Source organism: Pseudomonas sp. COR18, assembly GCF_048568395.1.
GTDB classification, from domain to species: Bacteria; Pseudomonadota; Gammaproteobacteria; order Pseudomonadales; family Pseudomonadaceae; genus Aquipseudomonas; species Aquipseudomonas fuscovaginae_B.
The window spans coordinates 233,898-247,001 of record NZ_CP183808.1 but is presented as its reverse complement, the minus strand read 5'-3'; the positions used below and the strand labels follow the sequence as shown (position 1 = coordinate 247,001).

Annotated in this window: 11 protein-coding genes; 7 read left to right on the top strand and 4 right to left on the bottom strand. The window is 66.2% G+C overall.

The window, feature by feature from the left end:
* Nucleotides 1-30: 30 nt before the first annotated feature.
* From ACM62G_RS01130 to ACM62G_RS01115, 4 genes are all read left to right on the top strand, one after another.
* Nucleotides 31-504 (top strand): thioesterase family protein, encoded by a 474-nt coding sequence (locus ACM62G_RS01130; RefSeq protein ID WP_419736538.1) that lies wholly within the window; start codon nt 31-33, stop codon nt 502-504.
* A gap of 121 nt (nt 505-625) precedes the next feature.
* A complete protein-coding gene (locus tag ACM62G_RS01125) occupies nt 626-1,567 on the top strand; it encodes a choline ABC transporter substrate-binding protein (RefSeq protein ID WP_419737587.1) in 942 nt (313 codons plus the stop codon).
* A complete protein-coding gene (gene choX, locus ACM62G_RS01120; protein ID WP_419736537.1) occupies nt 1,564-2,517 on the top strand; it encodes a choline ABC transporter substrate-binding protein in 954 nt (317 codons plus the stop codon). Before ACM62G_RS01125 ends, choX begins: the two co-directional genes overlap by 4 nt.
* An 88-nt stretch (nt 2,518-2,605) precedes the next feature.
* Nucleotides 2,606-4,003 (top strand): purine-cytosine permease family protein, encoded by a 1,398-nt coding sequence (locus ACM62G_RS01115; protein ID WP_419736536.1) that lies wholly within the window; start codon nt 2,606-2,608, stop codon nt 4,001-4,003.
* Nucleotides 4,004-4,024: 21 nt separating this feature from the next.
* On the opposite strand, the gene ACM62G_RS01110 is transcribed toward ACM62G_RS01115, so the two are convergent.
* The 4 genes from ACM62G_RS01110 to ACM62G_RS01095 form a co-directional block, all read right to left on the bottom strand.
* Nucleotides 4,025-5,185: an L-talarate/galactarate dehydratase gene (locus ACM62G_RS01110; RefSeq protein WP_419736535.1), complete on the bottom strand. Its 1,161-nt coding sequence runs from the start codon at nt 5,183-5,185 to the stop codon at nt 4,025-4,027.
* Nucleotides 5,186-5,219: 34 nt separating this feature from the next.
* Nucleotides 5,220-6,581 carry an MFS transporter gene (locus ACM62G_RS01105; RefSeq protein WP_419736534.1) on the bottom strand — a complete coding sequence of 454 codons (1,362 nt, stop codon included), beginning with the start codon at nt 6,579-6,581 and terminating at the stop codon, nt 5,220-5,222.
* Between the two features lie 174 nt (nt 6,582-6,755).
* Entirely contained in the window at nt 6,756-7,808 is a 1,053-nt protein-coding gene (locus ACM62G_RS01100; protein ID WP_419736533.1) for a LacI family DNA-binding transcriptional regulator, read from the bottom strand.
* A gap of 105 nt (nt 7,809-7,913) precedes the next feature.
* Entirely contained in the window at nt 7,914-9,104 is a 1,191-nt protein-coding gene (locus tag ACM62G_RS01095; RefSeq protein WP_419736532.1) for an MFS transporter, read from the bottom strand.
* Between the two features lie 253 nt (nt 9,105-9,357).
* Here ACM62G_RS01095 and ACM62G_RS01090 point away from each other — a divergent pair, with 253 nt between their 5' ends.
* From ACM62G_RS01090 to ACM62G_RS01080, 3 genes are all read left to right on the top strand, one after another.
* Nucleotides 9,358-10,296 carry an AraC family transcriptional regulator gene (locus ACM62G_RS01090; protein ID WP_054057670.1) on the top strand — a complete coding sequence of 313 codons (939 nt, stop codon included), beginning with the start codon at nt 9,358-9,360 and terminating at the stop codon, nt 10,294-10,296.
* A gap of 100 nt (nt 10,297-10,396) precedes the next feature.
* Nucleotides 10,397-10,855, top strand: a complete 459-nt coding sequence (locus ACM62G_RS01085; protein ID WP_419736531.1) for a (2Fe-2S)-binding protein — start codon at nt 10,397-10,399, stop codon at nt 10,853-10,855.
* 40 nt (nt 10,856-10,895) lie between these two features.
* Nucleotides 10,896-13,100 carry a molybdopterin cofactor-binding domain-containing protein gene (locus ACM62G_RS01080; RefSeq protein ID WP_419737586.1) on the top strand — a complete coding sequence of 735 codons (2,205 nt, stop codon included), beginning with the start codon at nt 10,896-10,898 and terminating at the stop codon, nt 13,098-13,100.
* The last annotated feature ends 4 nt before the right edge of the window (nt 13,101-13,104 follow it).

The window sequence follows — 13,104 nt, the reverse complement described above, 5'->3', positions numbered from 1 at the left end:
CGTATCCCCGACTTCTGGAAGGACTTGCTCGTGAACAATCTGCTGCTCATTCATCAGGCCCGCATCGTCGAGGACTGGATCGACTACAACGGCCACCTGCGTGATGCGTTCTACTTTCTGCTGTTCAGCCAGGCCACCGACGCCTTGATGGATCACATCGGCCTGGATGCCGCCGGCCGTGCCCAGCATGGGCATACGCTGTACACGCTGGAAGCCCATATCAACTACCTGAGCGAAACCCGGCTGGGTGAGCAAGTTCAGGTGTTCACCCAATTGGTCGACCACGACATCAAGCGCCTGCACATCGTCCATCACCTGTACCGGCCCGCCGACGGGCAACTGCTGGCGGTCAGCGAGCAGATGCTGATGAACATCGCCATCGAGGCCGGCCGTGCGGTCAGGTTCGCCAACCCTGTCGAGGAGAGGATCGGCCACCTGTTCGAGTCTCAACAGTCGTTACCGCGACCGGGCTACTGCGCTCGCGTGATCGGCATCCGCCGTTAACCCCCAACGCTGTCGCTGCATACAACAACAAGACTGCTTCGCCTCTGAAATAACAAAAAACTGCCGCTCCCATAGCTGCTACTAGAGAGGATCCCGCGTCATGAGCAAGGCACTTCGCGTCATGCTGGGCTGCACCCTGGCACTGTCCCTCAATACCCTGTCCTTGCACAGCCAGGCCGCCGAACCGGCGCAATGCCGCCTGGTACGGATGTCCGATCCCGGCTGGACCGACATCCAGAGCACTACGGCCCTGGCGACCACGTTGCTCAAGAGCCTCGGCTACCAGACCAAGTCGACCCTGGTCGGCGTGCCGCTGACCTTCAAGGCCCTGTCCGAAGGCAAGACCATGGATGTGTTCCTCGGCACCTGGCTGCCGACCATGGAGCCCGACCTCAAGCCCTATCGCGATGCCGGTTCCATCGACATCGTGCGCACCAACCTGCAACACGCGAAATACACGCTCGCCGTGCCGCAGGCATTGTGGGACCAGGGTCTCAAGGATTTTGCCGACCTCGCACGCTTCAAGGACGCCCTGGACGGCAAGATCTATGGCCTGGAACCCGGCGACGGGGGCAACAACGCGGTACTCAAGGCTATCAGCGAGAACGCCTTCGGCCTCAAGGACGCCGGTTTCAGCGTGGTCGCCTCCAGTGAGTCGGGCATGCTGGCGCAGGTGGAGCGCGCCCAGCGGCGCAACCAGGCCATCGTCTACCTGGGGTGGGAGCCGCACCCGATGAACACCCGCTTCAAGATGAAGTTCCTCACCGGTGGCGATGCCTACTTCGGTCCCGATTTCGGTGACGCCACGGTCTACACCAGTACCCGCAAGGGCTATGTCGACGAGTGCCCGAATGTCGGCCAGTTGCTCAAGAACCTCAGTTTCACCCTGGACATGGAGAACCACATCATGGGCTCCATTCTCGACCAGAAGATGGAACCCGAGGCGGCGGCCAGGGCCTGGCTCAAGCAGCACCCAGAGGTGCTGGAGGGCTGGCTGGCGGGCGTGACGACCTGGGACGGGCAACCTGGGCTGGCGACGGTCAAGGCGCAGGTGGCGCCATGAAAAACCTTCTGTTGAAAACTTTGGCGGGCGTTGCCTGCACCGCACTGGCCCTGTCCGCTGCCAGCGGTTGGGCCGCCGAGCCGGCCGACTGCAAGCTGGTGAAGCTGGGCGCCACCAACTGGTCGGACACGGTCGCCACCAGCGCGATGGCTCAGCTTGCCATGGAGTCGCTGGGTTACCAGGTCAAGCTCACCACGGCGTCGCAGCAGATCATCCTGGCCGGGCTGACCGATCGCAAGCTCGACACCTTCCTAGGCTACTGGCAGCCTACCATGCAGCCGGTGGCCGAGCCCTACATCCGCAAGCAGCAGATCCGGGTCATCACCCCCCCGGCGTTACCGGATGCACAGTCGACCTTCGCCGTACCGCGTTATGCCTACGAAGGTGGCCTGCGCACCTTCGCCGACATCGCCCGGTTCCGGGACAAGCTGGGCGGCAGGATCTACGTGATCGAACCCGGAAGCGGCTCCAATCGCATCACCGCGAAGATGATCGACAGCGACCAGTTCGGCCTCAAGGGCTTCTCGCTCATGGAGTCGAGCGAGGCGGGGATGCTCACGGCAGTAAAACGGGCCATTGGCCGGCAGGAGTGGGTGGTGTTCTTCGGCTGGAAACCGCACCCCATGAACCTGCAGATGGACATGGTCTACCTGACGGGCAGCCAGGATGCCTTCGGCCCCGACGAGGGCGCGGCCACCGTTTCGGTCATGACCAGTGAAGGCTACGCGCAGCGCTGCCCCAACGTCGGCCGCCTGCTGCAGAACCTGTCCTTCAAGAGTGACCAGGTCAGCCATCTGATGGTGCCGATTCTCGAGCGGGTGTCACCCAGGGACGCGGCACAGGCCTGGTTGCGCAGCAATGCCGAAGAGGTAAGGGCCTGGTTCGACGGGGTCGAAACCCTCGATGGCAAGCCTGGCTTCGAGGCGTTTGAGCGCTCACTCAAGCGCTGATCAAGGCCCGTGCCGGCCTGGGCAAGCGGTTCCAGCCGGCCGGGCTTCTTTGCCCTTGATGAGGCTTGACTGATAACAAGGATAAAAAATGAAAGTCGAGAAACGCAGCATCGAATTCGTACCCCATGCCGAGCGTTATGGCAGGCCGCGGCGGCTGTTCACGGTGTGGTTCAGTTCCAACCTGCAGGTCACCGCGCTGATGATCGGCACACTGGGCATCGCCGCCGGGCTCAGCCTGGTGTGGACGCTGTTCGGGTTGCTGCTCGGCAGCCTGATCGGCACGGTGTTCATGGCCGCGCACTCGGCCCAGGGGCCGCACCTGGGCGTGCCGCAGATGATCCAGAGTCGCGCGCAGTTTGGCGTGTTCGGCGCGGCCATCCCGTTGCTGGTGATGGTCACGGCGGCGGTATTGTTCATGGCCGCCAGCGGGGTGCTGATGCGTGACACGCTCAAGGCGCTGCTACCGGTGACGGACGACCAGGCGATCCTGATCATCGGTCTCGGCACATTCCTGATCGGCGTGGTCGGGTACGAGCTGATCCACCGGATGGGCGCGTGGATGACACTGCTGTCGAGCCTGGTGTTCGGCACCGCGCTGGTGCTGATTCTGATGCGTCCCAGCTCTCTGGGGGCCCTGGGCGCGGGGACTGGCGGCTTCTCGATGCCGGTGTTCAACCTGGTGATCGCCCAGGCGGCGTCCTGGACCCTGGGCTATGGGCCATACGTGGCGGATTATTCGCGCTACCTGCCGGCCGACGTGCGCACCCGCGATACCTTCTGGACCACCTATTTCGGTTGTGCGTTGGGCTCGTTGGGGATGATGGCCCTGGGCGCGTTGCTCGCCGTGGTGGTGCCTTCGGCGCTCAACCTGGACCCGGGCAATGCCATTGCGCAATTGTTCGGCCCCTGGGCGAAGGCGGCCCTGATCGTGGTGGTGCTCGGCGTCATCCAGTACAACGTGTTGTGCCTGTACAGCGCCTACATGTCCTGCACCACCATCTTCAGCGGCTTTGCGAAGCTGCAGCGGGTGCGTCCGGGCACCAAGACCCTGGTGATGGCGGTGCTGTCCATCCTGGCGTGCCTCGTCGCCGTACGGACCCAATACCATTTCGACACGTTCTTCGCGGACATCCTGATCGGCCAGCTCTACCTGTTGATTCCTTGGAGCGCGATCAACCTGGTGGACTACTACCTGGTGCGGCGAGGCGAGTACCACATTGACGATCTCTACGATGCGCAGGGCCGGTACGGGCGCTGGAATCGCAAAACCATGATCGTCTATGCCGTCTCGGTCCTGGGCACCGTGCCGTTCATGCAGTTCTCGTTTTTCGAGGGGTACGGTGCGCGCTTGATTGGCGCGGACATCACCTGGATGGCCGGGTTGCTGCTGGCTGGGCTGCTGTACTACGTTTGCCACCTGCCGCGCGTGTCAACGCCGTCGACGAGCGCTTTTACGGCTCGCCAACGGCGCAGAGTCATCGGCTGATCACGTTTCGCCGGGCCTGGCTCAAGGCCGCTTGCCGAACTCGGCGACCTGCGCGGTCCAGCCCTGGACGCGCTCGCTCAACGACAGCCCCAGGCCCGGGCGCGTCGGCACCAGCATGCGACCGTCGCGGGTTTCCAGGCGTTCGTTGAACAGCGGTTCCAGCCACTCGAAGTGCTCGACCCACGGCTCGGTCGGGTAGGTCGCCGCCAGGTGCACGTGCAGTTCCATGGCGAAGTGCGGGGCGATCATCACGCCGGCCTGTTCGGCCATGGCCGCCACCTTCAGGTACGGCGTGATGCCGCCGACCCGCGGCGCATCCGGCATCAGGTAGTCGGCGCCGCGCAGGCGGATGAACTCGGCGTGCTCGGCGACGCTGGTGAGCATCTCGCCGGTGGCTATCGGCGTGTCGAACTGCCGGGCCAGGTCGGCGTGGCCCTCGGCGTCGTAGCAGTCCAGCGGCTCCTCGATCCACACCAGGTTGAACTCTTCGAAGCGCCGGCACATGCGCTGGGCGGTGGGGCGGTCCCACTGCTGGTTGGCGTCGACCATCAGCGGGAAGCTGTCGCCCAGGTGCTGGCGCACGGTGCTGACCCGCTGCAGGTCGATCGCGCAATCGGGCTGGCCGACCTTGAGCTTGATCCCGCCAATGCCTTTTTCCCGGGACAGGTCGGTGTTCTTCAGCAACTGGTCGAGTGGTGTGTGCAGGAAGCCTCCGGAGGTGTTGTAGCAGCGCACCGAGTCACGCTGGGCGCCGAGCAGGCGGGCCAGGGACAGGTTGGCGCGCTTGGCCTTGAGGTCCCACAGGGCGACGTCGAAGGCGCCGATCGCCTGGGTCGACAGGCCACTGCGGCCGACCGAGGCACCGGCCCAGCACAGCTTGGTCCACAGCTTGGCGATGTCGCTGGGATTTTCCCCGAGCAACGCCGGGGCGATTTCCTGGGCGTGGGCGAACTGGCCCGGGCCACCGGCACGCTTGGAGTAGCTGAAGCCGAGGCCCTTGTGGCCGTCCTCGGTTGCGATCTCGGCGAACAGGATGGCGATCTCGGTCATCGGTTTCTGCCGGCCGGTCAGCACCTTGGCGTCGCTGATCGGGTTGGTCAGCGGCAGGAACACCGAGGACACCTTGACGTGGGCGATGCGGTCGTTGTCGGCGCTGGGGCGTTGTGGTGCTTGAGCGTGCATGGGTTTTTCCTTGTGTCTGAAGAGGTATGAAGGGTCAGCGAACCGGGTTGGAAGGCGCAGTCGGGGCCGTTTCGACCGGAGAGGGCGGGGCCTGCGGGGCATCGACGTCCAGGCGCTTGAGCGGCCCGACGATGACCAGGTAGGCGAAGGCGCCGAGCAGGCCCATGGCGGCGACGTAGACCAGGGCGGCGTCGAACGAGGCCTGCTTGACCAGCAGGCCGATGGCGATCGGCGTGACGATGCTGGCGATGTTGCCGCAGAAGTTGAACATCGCGCCGCTGATGCCCATGGCGTGCTTGGGCGACACGTCGCCGACGATGCACCAGCCGAGGTTGCCGACGCCCTTGGCGAAGAAGGCGACCGACATCACCAGGATCACCAACGCCGTGGACTGGGTGTAGTTGGCAATGACGATGCTGCTGGAGGCCAGCAGGCCGCAGATGATCGGGGTCTTGCGGGCGGCGGTGAGGCTGAAACCCTTCTTGAGCATCCAGTCCGACCACACGCCGCCGATCATCCCGCCCAGGCAGCCGGCCACCGGCGGGATCGCCGCGACCAGGCCGACCTTGAGCAGGGGCATGCCCTTGGCCTCGATCAGGTAGGTGGGGAACCAGGTGAGGAAGAACCAGGTGATCGAGGTCAGGCAGAACTGGCCGAGGTAGATGCCGCTCATCATGCGGTTGCCGCCGATGCTGCGCAGCGAGGCCCAGTGGAACGGGGTCTTGATCTCGCCCATGTCGGGCAGGCCGCCGCCGGACTCGATGTACTCCAGTTCCGCCTGGTTGACCCGCTTGTCGCGACGTGGCTCGTGTACGAAGCGGAACCACAGCAGGCCGATCAGGATGCCGGCGCCGCCGGTCCAGAAAAACACGTGCTGCCAGCCGAAACTGTTGAGCAGCAGCACCATCAGCGGCGTGAACGCCGCCAGGGCGAAGTACTGCGCCGACTGGAAGATCGCCGTGGCCAGGCCGCGTTCGTGACGCGGAAACCACATCACGGTCAGGCGGTTGTTGGCCGGAAAGGCCGGCGACTCGGCCACGCCCATCAGGAAGCGCAGTACGAACAGCGCCAGGAACGCCGAGCTGAACAGGTCGACGAAGCCCTGCAGGAAGGTGAAGGTCGACCAGACGACCAGGCTCAGGCCCAGCACCAGGCGCGAGCCGAAGCGGTCGAGGATCACCCCGCCGGGCAGTTGCATGCCGGTGTAGGCCCAGCCGAACGCGGAGAAGGCGATGCCCATGGTCACGGCATCGAAACCCAGGTCGGCGCGCAGGCTCGGGGCGGCGATCGACAGGGTGGCGCGGTCGACGTAGTTGAACACGGTGACGATGAAAATCATCGCCAGGATCAGGTAGCGGACGTTGGTCCGGGCCACCTCGGAGGCTGGAGTGATCACTGTTGTTTTCCTTGTTGTGATGTTCGGTGCCGAGGCTGAATGCTGGGATGATTGCGCAATCATTTCGGCTCGAAAAAACAGCCATGCACCGATCAGGGTGGATGACTGTGGGGTTGATCTTACAATGATTGCGCAATCATTCAAGAGTTCATTCGTCGCCTGCCGGGAAAAACCTCAGGTGCTCTGGCGGTCGATGAGGCTGAAACCGGTGTCGATGCGCACGGGATCGGCGCTGCCGGCGGGGGCGTTGAAGCGTTCGAGCAGGGCCTTGGCGATCTGCTCGCCGATGCGCGTACCGTCCACGCGCACGGTCGACAGCGGCGGGTGGACCTGGGCCGCGCTGCTCAGGTCGCCAAAGCCCATGACCGCCAGGTCCGCGGGTACGCGCAGGCCGCGGCTGGCGGCTTCGGCCAGCACACCCTGGGCGATGGTGTCGGAGCTGCAGACCACCACGTCCGGCTGGTGCCCCTCGTCGAGCAATTGGCACAGGCCGGTGCGCCCGACTTCCAAGGTGGCGGGTGGGGTCAGCAGGCGGGTCGGGATGTCCTGGTGGCCGTGCCGGGCCAGCTCGGCCAGCAGGCTGTTGCAGCGGCGCATGCCGCGCGGGTCGCCGATACCGACCACGGCAAAGCGCTGGTACCCCTTGCCCAGCAGATGGCGGGCGATCGCTTCGCCGACCGCCTCATGGGAAAACCCCACCAGCATGTCCAGCGGGTCGTCGCCCAGGTCCCACGACTCGACCACCGGGATGCCCGATTGCGCCAGGCGCTGGCGGCTGGCCTCGGTGTGCAGGGTACCGGTCAGGACAATACCGTCGGGGCGGCGCCCGAGCAGGGCTTCGATGAGCTTTTCCTCCTGCTCGGCCGAGTAGCCGGTCAGGCCCAGCAGGGTCTGGTAGCCGGCGGCGGTCAGGCGGTCCATCAGCGCCTGGACGGTGTCGGCGAAGATCGAGTTGGCGATGGTCGGCAGCAGGATCGCCACCAGCCGGCTGCGGTTGCTCGCCAGGCTGCCGGCGAGCATGTTCGATACGTAGCCGACCTCGCGGACCGCAGCCAGCACCTTCTCGCGCGCGGCCTTGCTCACCACCTCCGGGCGGTTCAGGGCCCGCGAGACGGTGATCGGCGAGACACCGGCGACCTTGGCGACATCAATGAGGGTCGGGTTGAGCGGCCTTGGCGCAACGCCGGACTGTTGGTTGGAGGAAGACTCGCCAGATTTTTTCGCCATGCCGGTTCCGCGTACAGGTTCGATCGGCGGCCCGCTGCCGCTCGTAGCGCGAATCTACCAAAGCGCTCTGCCCAGCGCACGGTATTGCTGGGCGGCGCTGCCTGACTACGCCGCGACGTTCGACTCCACCGCCGGGCGTGCCGCGCGCCCGGCGAGGTCGGCGAGCACGGCGGCGAGCAACAGGACCAGTGCGCTGAGTTCGAAGGTCGCCCGATAGCCGCTCAGGTCGAAGGCCAGGCCACCGACGATCGCGCCGGCGCTGATCGCCAACTGCACGATCGCTACCAGCAAGCCGCCACCGGCTTCGGCATCGTGGGGCAGCGTGCGCGCCAGCCAGGTCCACCAGCCCACCGGCGCGGCGGTCGCGACCAGGCCCCAGAGGCCCAGCAGCATGGCCGTCAGGCTGGGCGAGGCGCCGAACTGCACCAGCGCCACGGCGATCAACGCCATCAGCAGGGGAATCAGCGCCAGCGTGCGGTACAGGCCCCGGCCGATGAAGAGCTCGATCAGGAAGGTCCCGATGAAGCCGGCAGCGCCCAGGCCCAGCAGCATCAGCGAGAGCAGGGTGGCGTCAACGTGGGTGACCGCCTCCAGAAATGGCCGCAGGTAGGTGAACAACATGAACTGGCCCATGAAGAACACGCTCACCGCCAGCATGCCCAGCGCGATCGGCGCCTGCTTCATCAGGCCCAGCGCACTGGCACGCTGGCCGTGCCGTTCGGCCGGCAGCGAGGGCAGGCTCAGTAACAGCCAGAGCGCGGCGAGGGCGGCCACCGGCACCACGCAGAAGAACGCCGCGCGCCAGCCGATCAGCGCGCCGAGGAAACTGCCCAGTGGCGCCGCAATCACCGTGGCCAGGGCGTTGCCGCCGTTGACGATGGCCAGCGCCCGCGGCACCTGGGCCGGTGCCACCAGACGCATGGCGGTGGCGGCCGACAGCGACCAGAAGCCGCCGATGGCGATGCCGATCAGCGCGCGGCCGAGCATGAACGAGGGATAGCCCGGGGCGAAGGCCACGACACTGCCGGAGAGGACCATCAGCAGCGTCAGGCCCAGCAGCAGGCGCTTGCGTTCGACCCGTGCGGCCATCGCGGCGATCACCAGGCTGGTGACCAAGGCAAACGCGCCGGACACGGAAATCCCCTGGCCGGCCTGACCTTCGCTGATGTGCAGGTCGGTCGCGATCGGGGTCAGCAGGCTGACCGGCATGAACTCGGAGGCCACCAGGGCGAAGGCGGCCAGAGACATGGCCAGCACCGCGCCCCAGTGGTTTCTCTCTGTCGATCGGTCAGTCATCGTGTCGCCTGCGTCGTGGAGCTGGCGGGGACGTGAAACGGGGTCGGTTCGAGGTGGCGGGCGCCCATACGGGCTCCATGGGCAAAGGCTTGCATAGGGCTCTCCTGTCTGAGGGCGGCCCATTTTCTGGGCGGACACCCCGCCGTCGTAGCTCAATCCAATCGAATACTTGCCTAATCCTCTGGAGTTGCAGGGCCACGGATAGGAAAGCCCTCGCGCGCGGGCTAGAGTCTGGTGGAAGGAGTCCGTGACCATGAACCCAGCCCATATCCAACCCCCATCGCCCCTGGCCGCCGTCATCGATCAACATGTCGGTGAGCCGGGTGATTGTGCGACCGCCATTCCCGGCCTGGTGCTGTTTCGTCGCGATCAGGTGGCGCCGCCCTCGGTGTGCATGGTCGAGCCGAGCCTGATCCTGGTCGCCCGTGGGGAGAAGAGCCTGTGGATCGGCGGGGAGGGCTATGCCTATGACCCTTCGCGCTTTCTGGTCACGTCGCTGGATCTGCCGGCCAACTCCGAAGTGGTGGTGGCCAGTGCCGAGCAACCCTGCATCGGGCTGGTGCTCAAGCTCGACGTCTCGATCCTCGCCGAGCTGATTGCCAAGGTTGGCCTGCCACCGGCCCGTGACCGCGTACAGGGCAAGGGGGCCGGCATCGGTAGCATGACCGAGGCACTGGAAATGGCCGTCGGGCGCCTGCTGGCGTTGCTCGATGAACCGGAGGCGATCCCGGTGCTGGCGCCGCTGGTGCTGCGCGAAATCCACTATCGTCTATTGCACAGCGACCAGTCGGCCCGGTTGCGCCAGATCACCGCCGTCGATGGCCAGGGCTACCGGATCGCCAAGGCCATCGACTGGCTCAAGTTGAACTTCTCCATGCCCCTGCGTATCGATGAACTGGCGGCCCGGGTGCAGATGAGCGCGCCGACCTTTCACCACCATTTCCGCCAGCTCACCGCCATGAGTCCGCTGCAGTATCAGAAGTGGCTGCGCTTGAATGAGGCGCGGCGGCTGATGCTCAACGAGCGGCTGGATGTGTCGCGGGCGGCGTTTGCGGTGGGCTATGAGAGCCCTTCGCAGTTCAGCCGTGAATACGGCCGGCTGTTCGGGGCCGCACCTCGGCAGGACATTGCGCTATTGCGTGGCCAGGTGCCCGACACCGCGCCCTCCGGCGAAGCGGCCCCGGCCTACTGAACGACCCGGCTGGCGAGCGGGCGTTCCGACCGGTGAAGCGTCTTGCGGCGCCTCACCGCCTATAACGAAGAAACATCAACCGATGATGAGCGGGTGAGCCATGGAACTACGAATCAACCAGAAGACCTATCAGGTCGATGCCGACGCCGACACGCCGCTGCTGTGGGTGATCCGCGATGACCTGGGCATGACCGGCACCAAGTACGGCTGTGGCCTGGCCCAGTGCGGCGCCTGCTCGGTGCTGGTGGACGGCAATGTGGTGCGGGCCTGCGTCACCCCGGTGGCCGGCGTGGTCGGCCGGGAGGTGACCACCATCGAGGCGATCGAGGCCGATGACGTGGGCAAGCGTGTGGTGGCCGCCTGGGTCGAGCACCAGGTCGCCCAGTGTGGCTACTGCCAGTCCGGGCAGGTGATGGCCGCCACCGCGTTGCTCAAGCAGAACCCCAAGCCCAGCGATGCGCAGATCGAGGCCGCGATGGTCAACCTGTGCCGCTGCGGCACCTACAACGCCATCCATAGCGCCGTGCACGAGTTGGTTGCGCAGAAGGGAGAAGCCTGATGAACAGTCGTATCGAGGGGCCGAAGAGGTCCTCAGCCAACTGTCGGCCGACCCGGTCAACCTGTCCCGGCGCCGCTTCCTGATTGGCACGGCGGTGGGCTCCCTGGTCCTCGGTTTCGGCCTGCCGCTGGGCTCGGCGCGGCTGCAGGCGGCTGCGGCGGCGGTCGAACGCGGCACCCAGGTGCCGGCGTTCCTGGAGATTCGTCCGGACAACAGCGTGCGCCTGCTGTGCCCCTTCATGGAAGGCGGGCAGGGCACCTACACCGCCATGGCGCAGATCGTCGGCGAGGAACTGGACGCCGATCCGGCGACCTTCGTGGTCGACAGCGCGCCGCCCGGCGAGGCCTATGTGGTCATGGACAACGGCATGCGCATCACCGGCGGCAGCATGTCGGTGCGCATGAGCTACCCGACCATGCGCCGCCTGGGCGCCCTGGCCCGGGCGATGTTGCTGCAGGCCGCTGCGCAGCAGCTCGGCGTGCCGGTCACGGAGCTGTCGACCGAGCCGGGCAAGGTGCTGCATGCAGCCTCCGGGCGTTCGCTCGCCTATGGCGAACTGGCGGAACGCGCCATGGACCTGCCGGTACCGGATCCGGGCAGCGTCAAGCTGCGTGACCCCAGCCAGTTCCGCTGGATCGGCAAGCCGGTCAAGCGCGTCGATGCCTACGACAAGTCCACGGGACGTGCGCTCTACAGCATCGATCTTAAGGTCGACGGCATGCTCCACGCCGCGGTGCAGCACGCGCCACGCCTGGGCATGAGCGTCGGCAGCCTGCGCAACGAAGAACAGGTCAAGGCGATGAAGGGCGTGCATTCGGTGCATCAGTTGCCGGGCGCGGTGGCGGTGGTCGCCGAGCGCTGGTGGCACGCCAAGCGTGCGGTGGAAGCCCTCCAGGTCGACTGGAAGGAGGCGGCCGCCGATTCACCGCTGCGGGTGATGCCGGCGGACTTTTCCAGCGAAGCCTACGTGCAGCGCCTGGCCAACGAACAGGGACCAGCCCGTGATGCCGAGAACGAAGGCGATGTCGCCAAGGTATTGGCTGGCGCCAAGCATGTCGTCGAGGCCAGCTACCACAACCAGTACCTCAACCATGCCCAACTGGAGCCGCCTTCGGCCCTGGCGCGCTTCAACGCCGACGGCTCGCTGGAGGTCTGGCTGCCCAACCAGGCACCGGACATGTTCCGCAACGACATCGCCAAGCTGACCGGGCTCGAGGCTTCGCGCATCACCCTGCATTCGCCGCTGCTGGGCGGTTTCTTCGGCCGGCATTTCCTCTATGGCTCGGCCAACCCCTATCCCCAGGCGATTGCCCTGGCCAAGGCGGTCGGGCGGCCGATCAAGCTGATCTGGAGCCGCGAGGAAGAGTTCCTGCGCGATGTGCTGCGGCCCGTGGCAGCGGTCAGGTTCCGTGGCGCACTGGACGACAACGGCTTCCCCGTCGCCATCGAGGCGATCAGCGCGACCGAAGGGCCGACCGAGGCCCTGGCCGGCAAGCAGGGCGACAAGATCGACCCCACCGCCGTCGAAGGGTTGGCGGGCAAGTCCTATGCGATCGCCAACAAGCGCATTGCGCAGATCTACGTCAAGGGCCCGGCCATGCTCGGCTACTGGCGCTCGGTGGGCAACTCGCTCAACGACTTCTTCTACGAGGCGTTCCTCGACGAGCTGGCGGACAAGGGCGGCAAGGACCCCTTCGAACTGCGTCTGCACCTGCTGCGCGACAACCCGCGGCTGACCACGCTGCTCAACGCGGTGGGCGAGTTGTCCGGCGGCTGGAAGCGTGGCCCGTTCACCGCCGAGGATGGCAGCAGGCGCGCCCGCGGAGTCGCCATGGCCTCGCCGTTCGGCACCCAGACGGCGGTGATCGCCGAGGTCTCGATCGACAACGGGCAGGTCAAGGTGCATGACATCTGGCAGGCCATCGACCCGGGCAACATCGTCAACCCGGCCATCGTCGAGGCGCAGGTCAACGGCGCCGTGGCGCTGGGGCTGTCGCAGACGCTGGTCGAGGAAGCGGTGTGGCTCGACGGCAAGCCCAGGGCCCGCAACTACGACCTGTACCCGATCCTGTCGCCTTCGCGCATGGCCCGGGTGCACGTACGGGTGGTCGAGAGCGGGGAGAAGATGGGCGGCATTGGCGAGCCGCCATTGCCGGCGGTGGCGCCCGCCGTGGCCAACGCGGTGGCCAGGTTGACGGGGCAGCGCATCCGTAGCCTGCCGTTGAGCCGCTACACCTTCACCTGACCTG

Coding starts and splice junctions, on each gene's coding strand:
- ACM62G_RS01125 (WP_419737587.1), top strand. CDS start 626: ATGCTGGGCTGCACCCTGGCACTGTCCCTCAATACCCTGTCCTTGCAC.
- choX (WP_419736537.1), top strand. CDS start 1,564: ATGAAAAACCTTCTGTTGAAAACTTTGGCGGGCGTTGCCTGCACCGCA.
- ACM62G_RS01115 (WP_419736536.1), top strand. CDS start 2,606: ATGAAAGTCGAGAAACGCAGCATCGAATTCGTACCCCATGCCGAGCGT.
- ACM62G_RS01110 (WP_419736535.1), bottom strand. CDS start 5,185: ATGCACGCTCAAGCACCACAACGCCCCAGCGCCGACAACGACCGCATC.
- ACM62G_RS01100 (WP_419736533.1), bottom strand. CDS start 7,808: ATGGCGAAAAAATCTGGCGAGTCTTCCTCCAACCAACAGTCCGGCGTT.
- ACM62G_RS01095 (WP_419736532.1), bottom strand. CDS start 9,104: ATGACTGACCGATCGACAGAGAGAAACCACTGGGGCGCGGTGCTGGCC.
- ACM62G_RS01090 (WP_054057670.1), top strand. CDS start 9,358: ATGAACCCAGCCCATATCCAACCCCCATCGCCCCTGGCCGCCGTCATC.
- ACM62G_RS01085 (WP_419736531.1), top strand. CDS start 10,397: ATGGAACTACGAATCAACCAGAAGACCTATCAGGTCGATGCCGACGCC.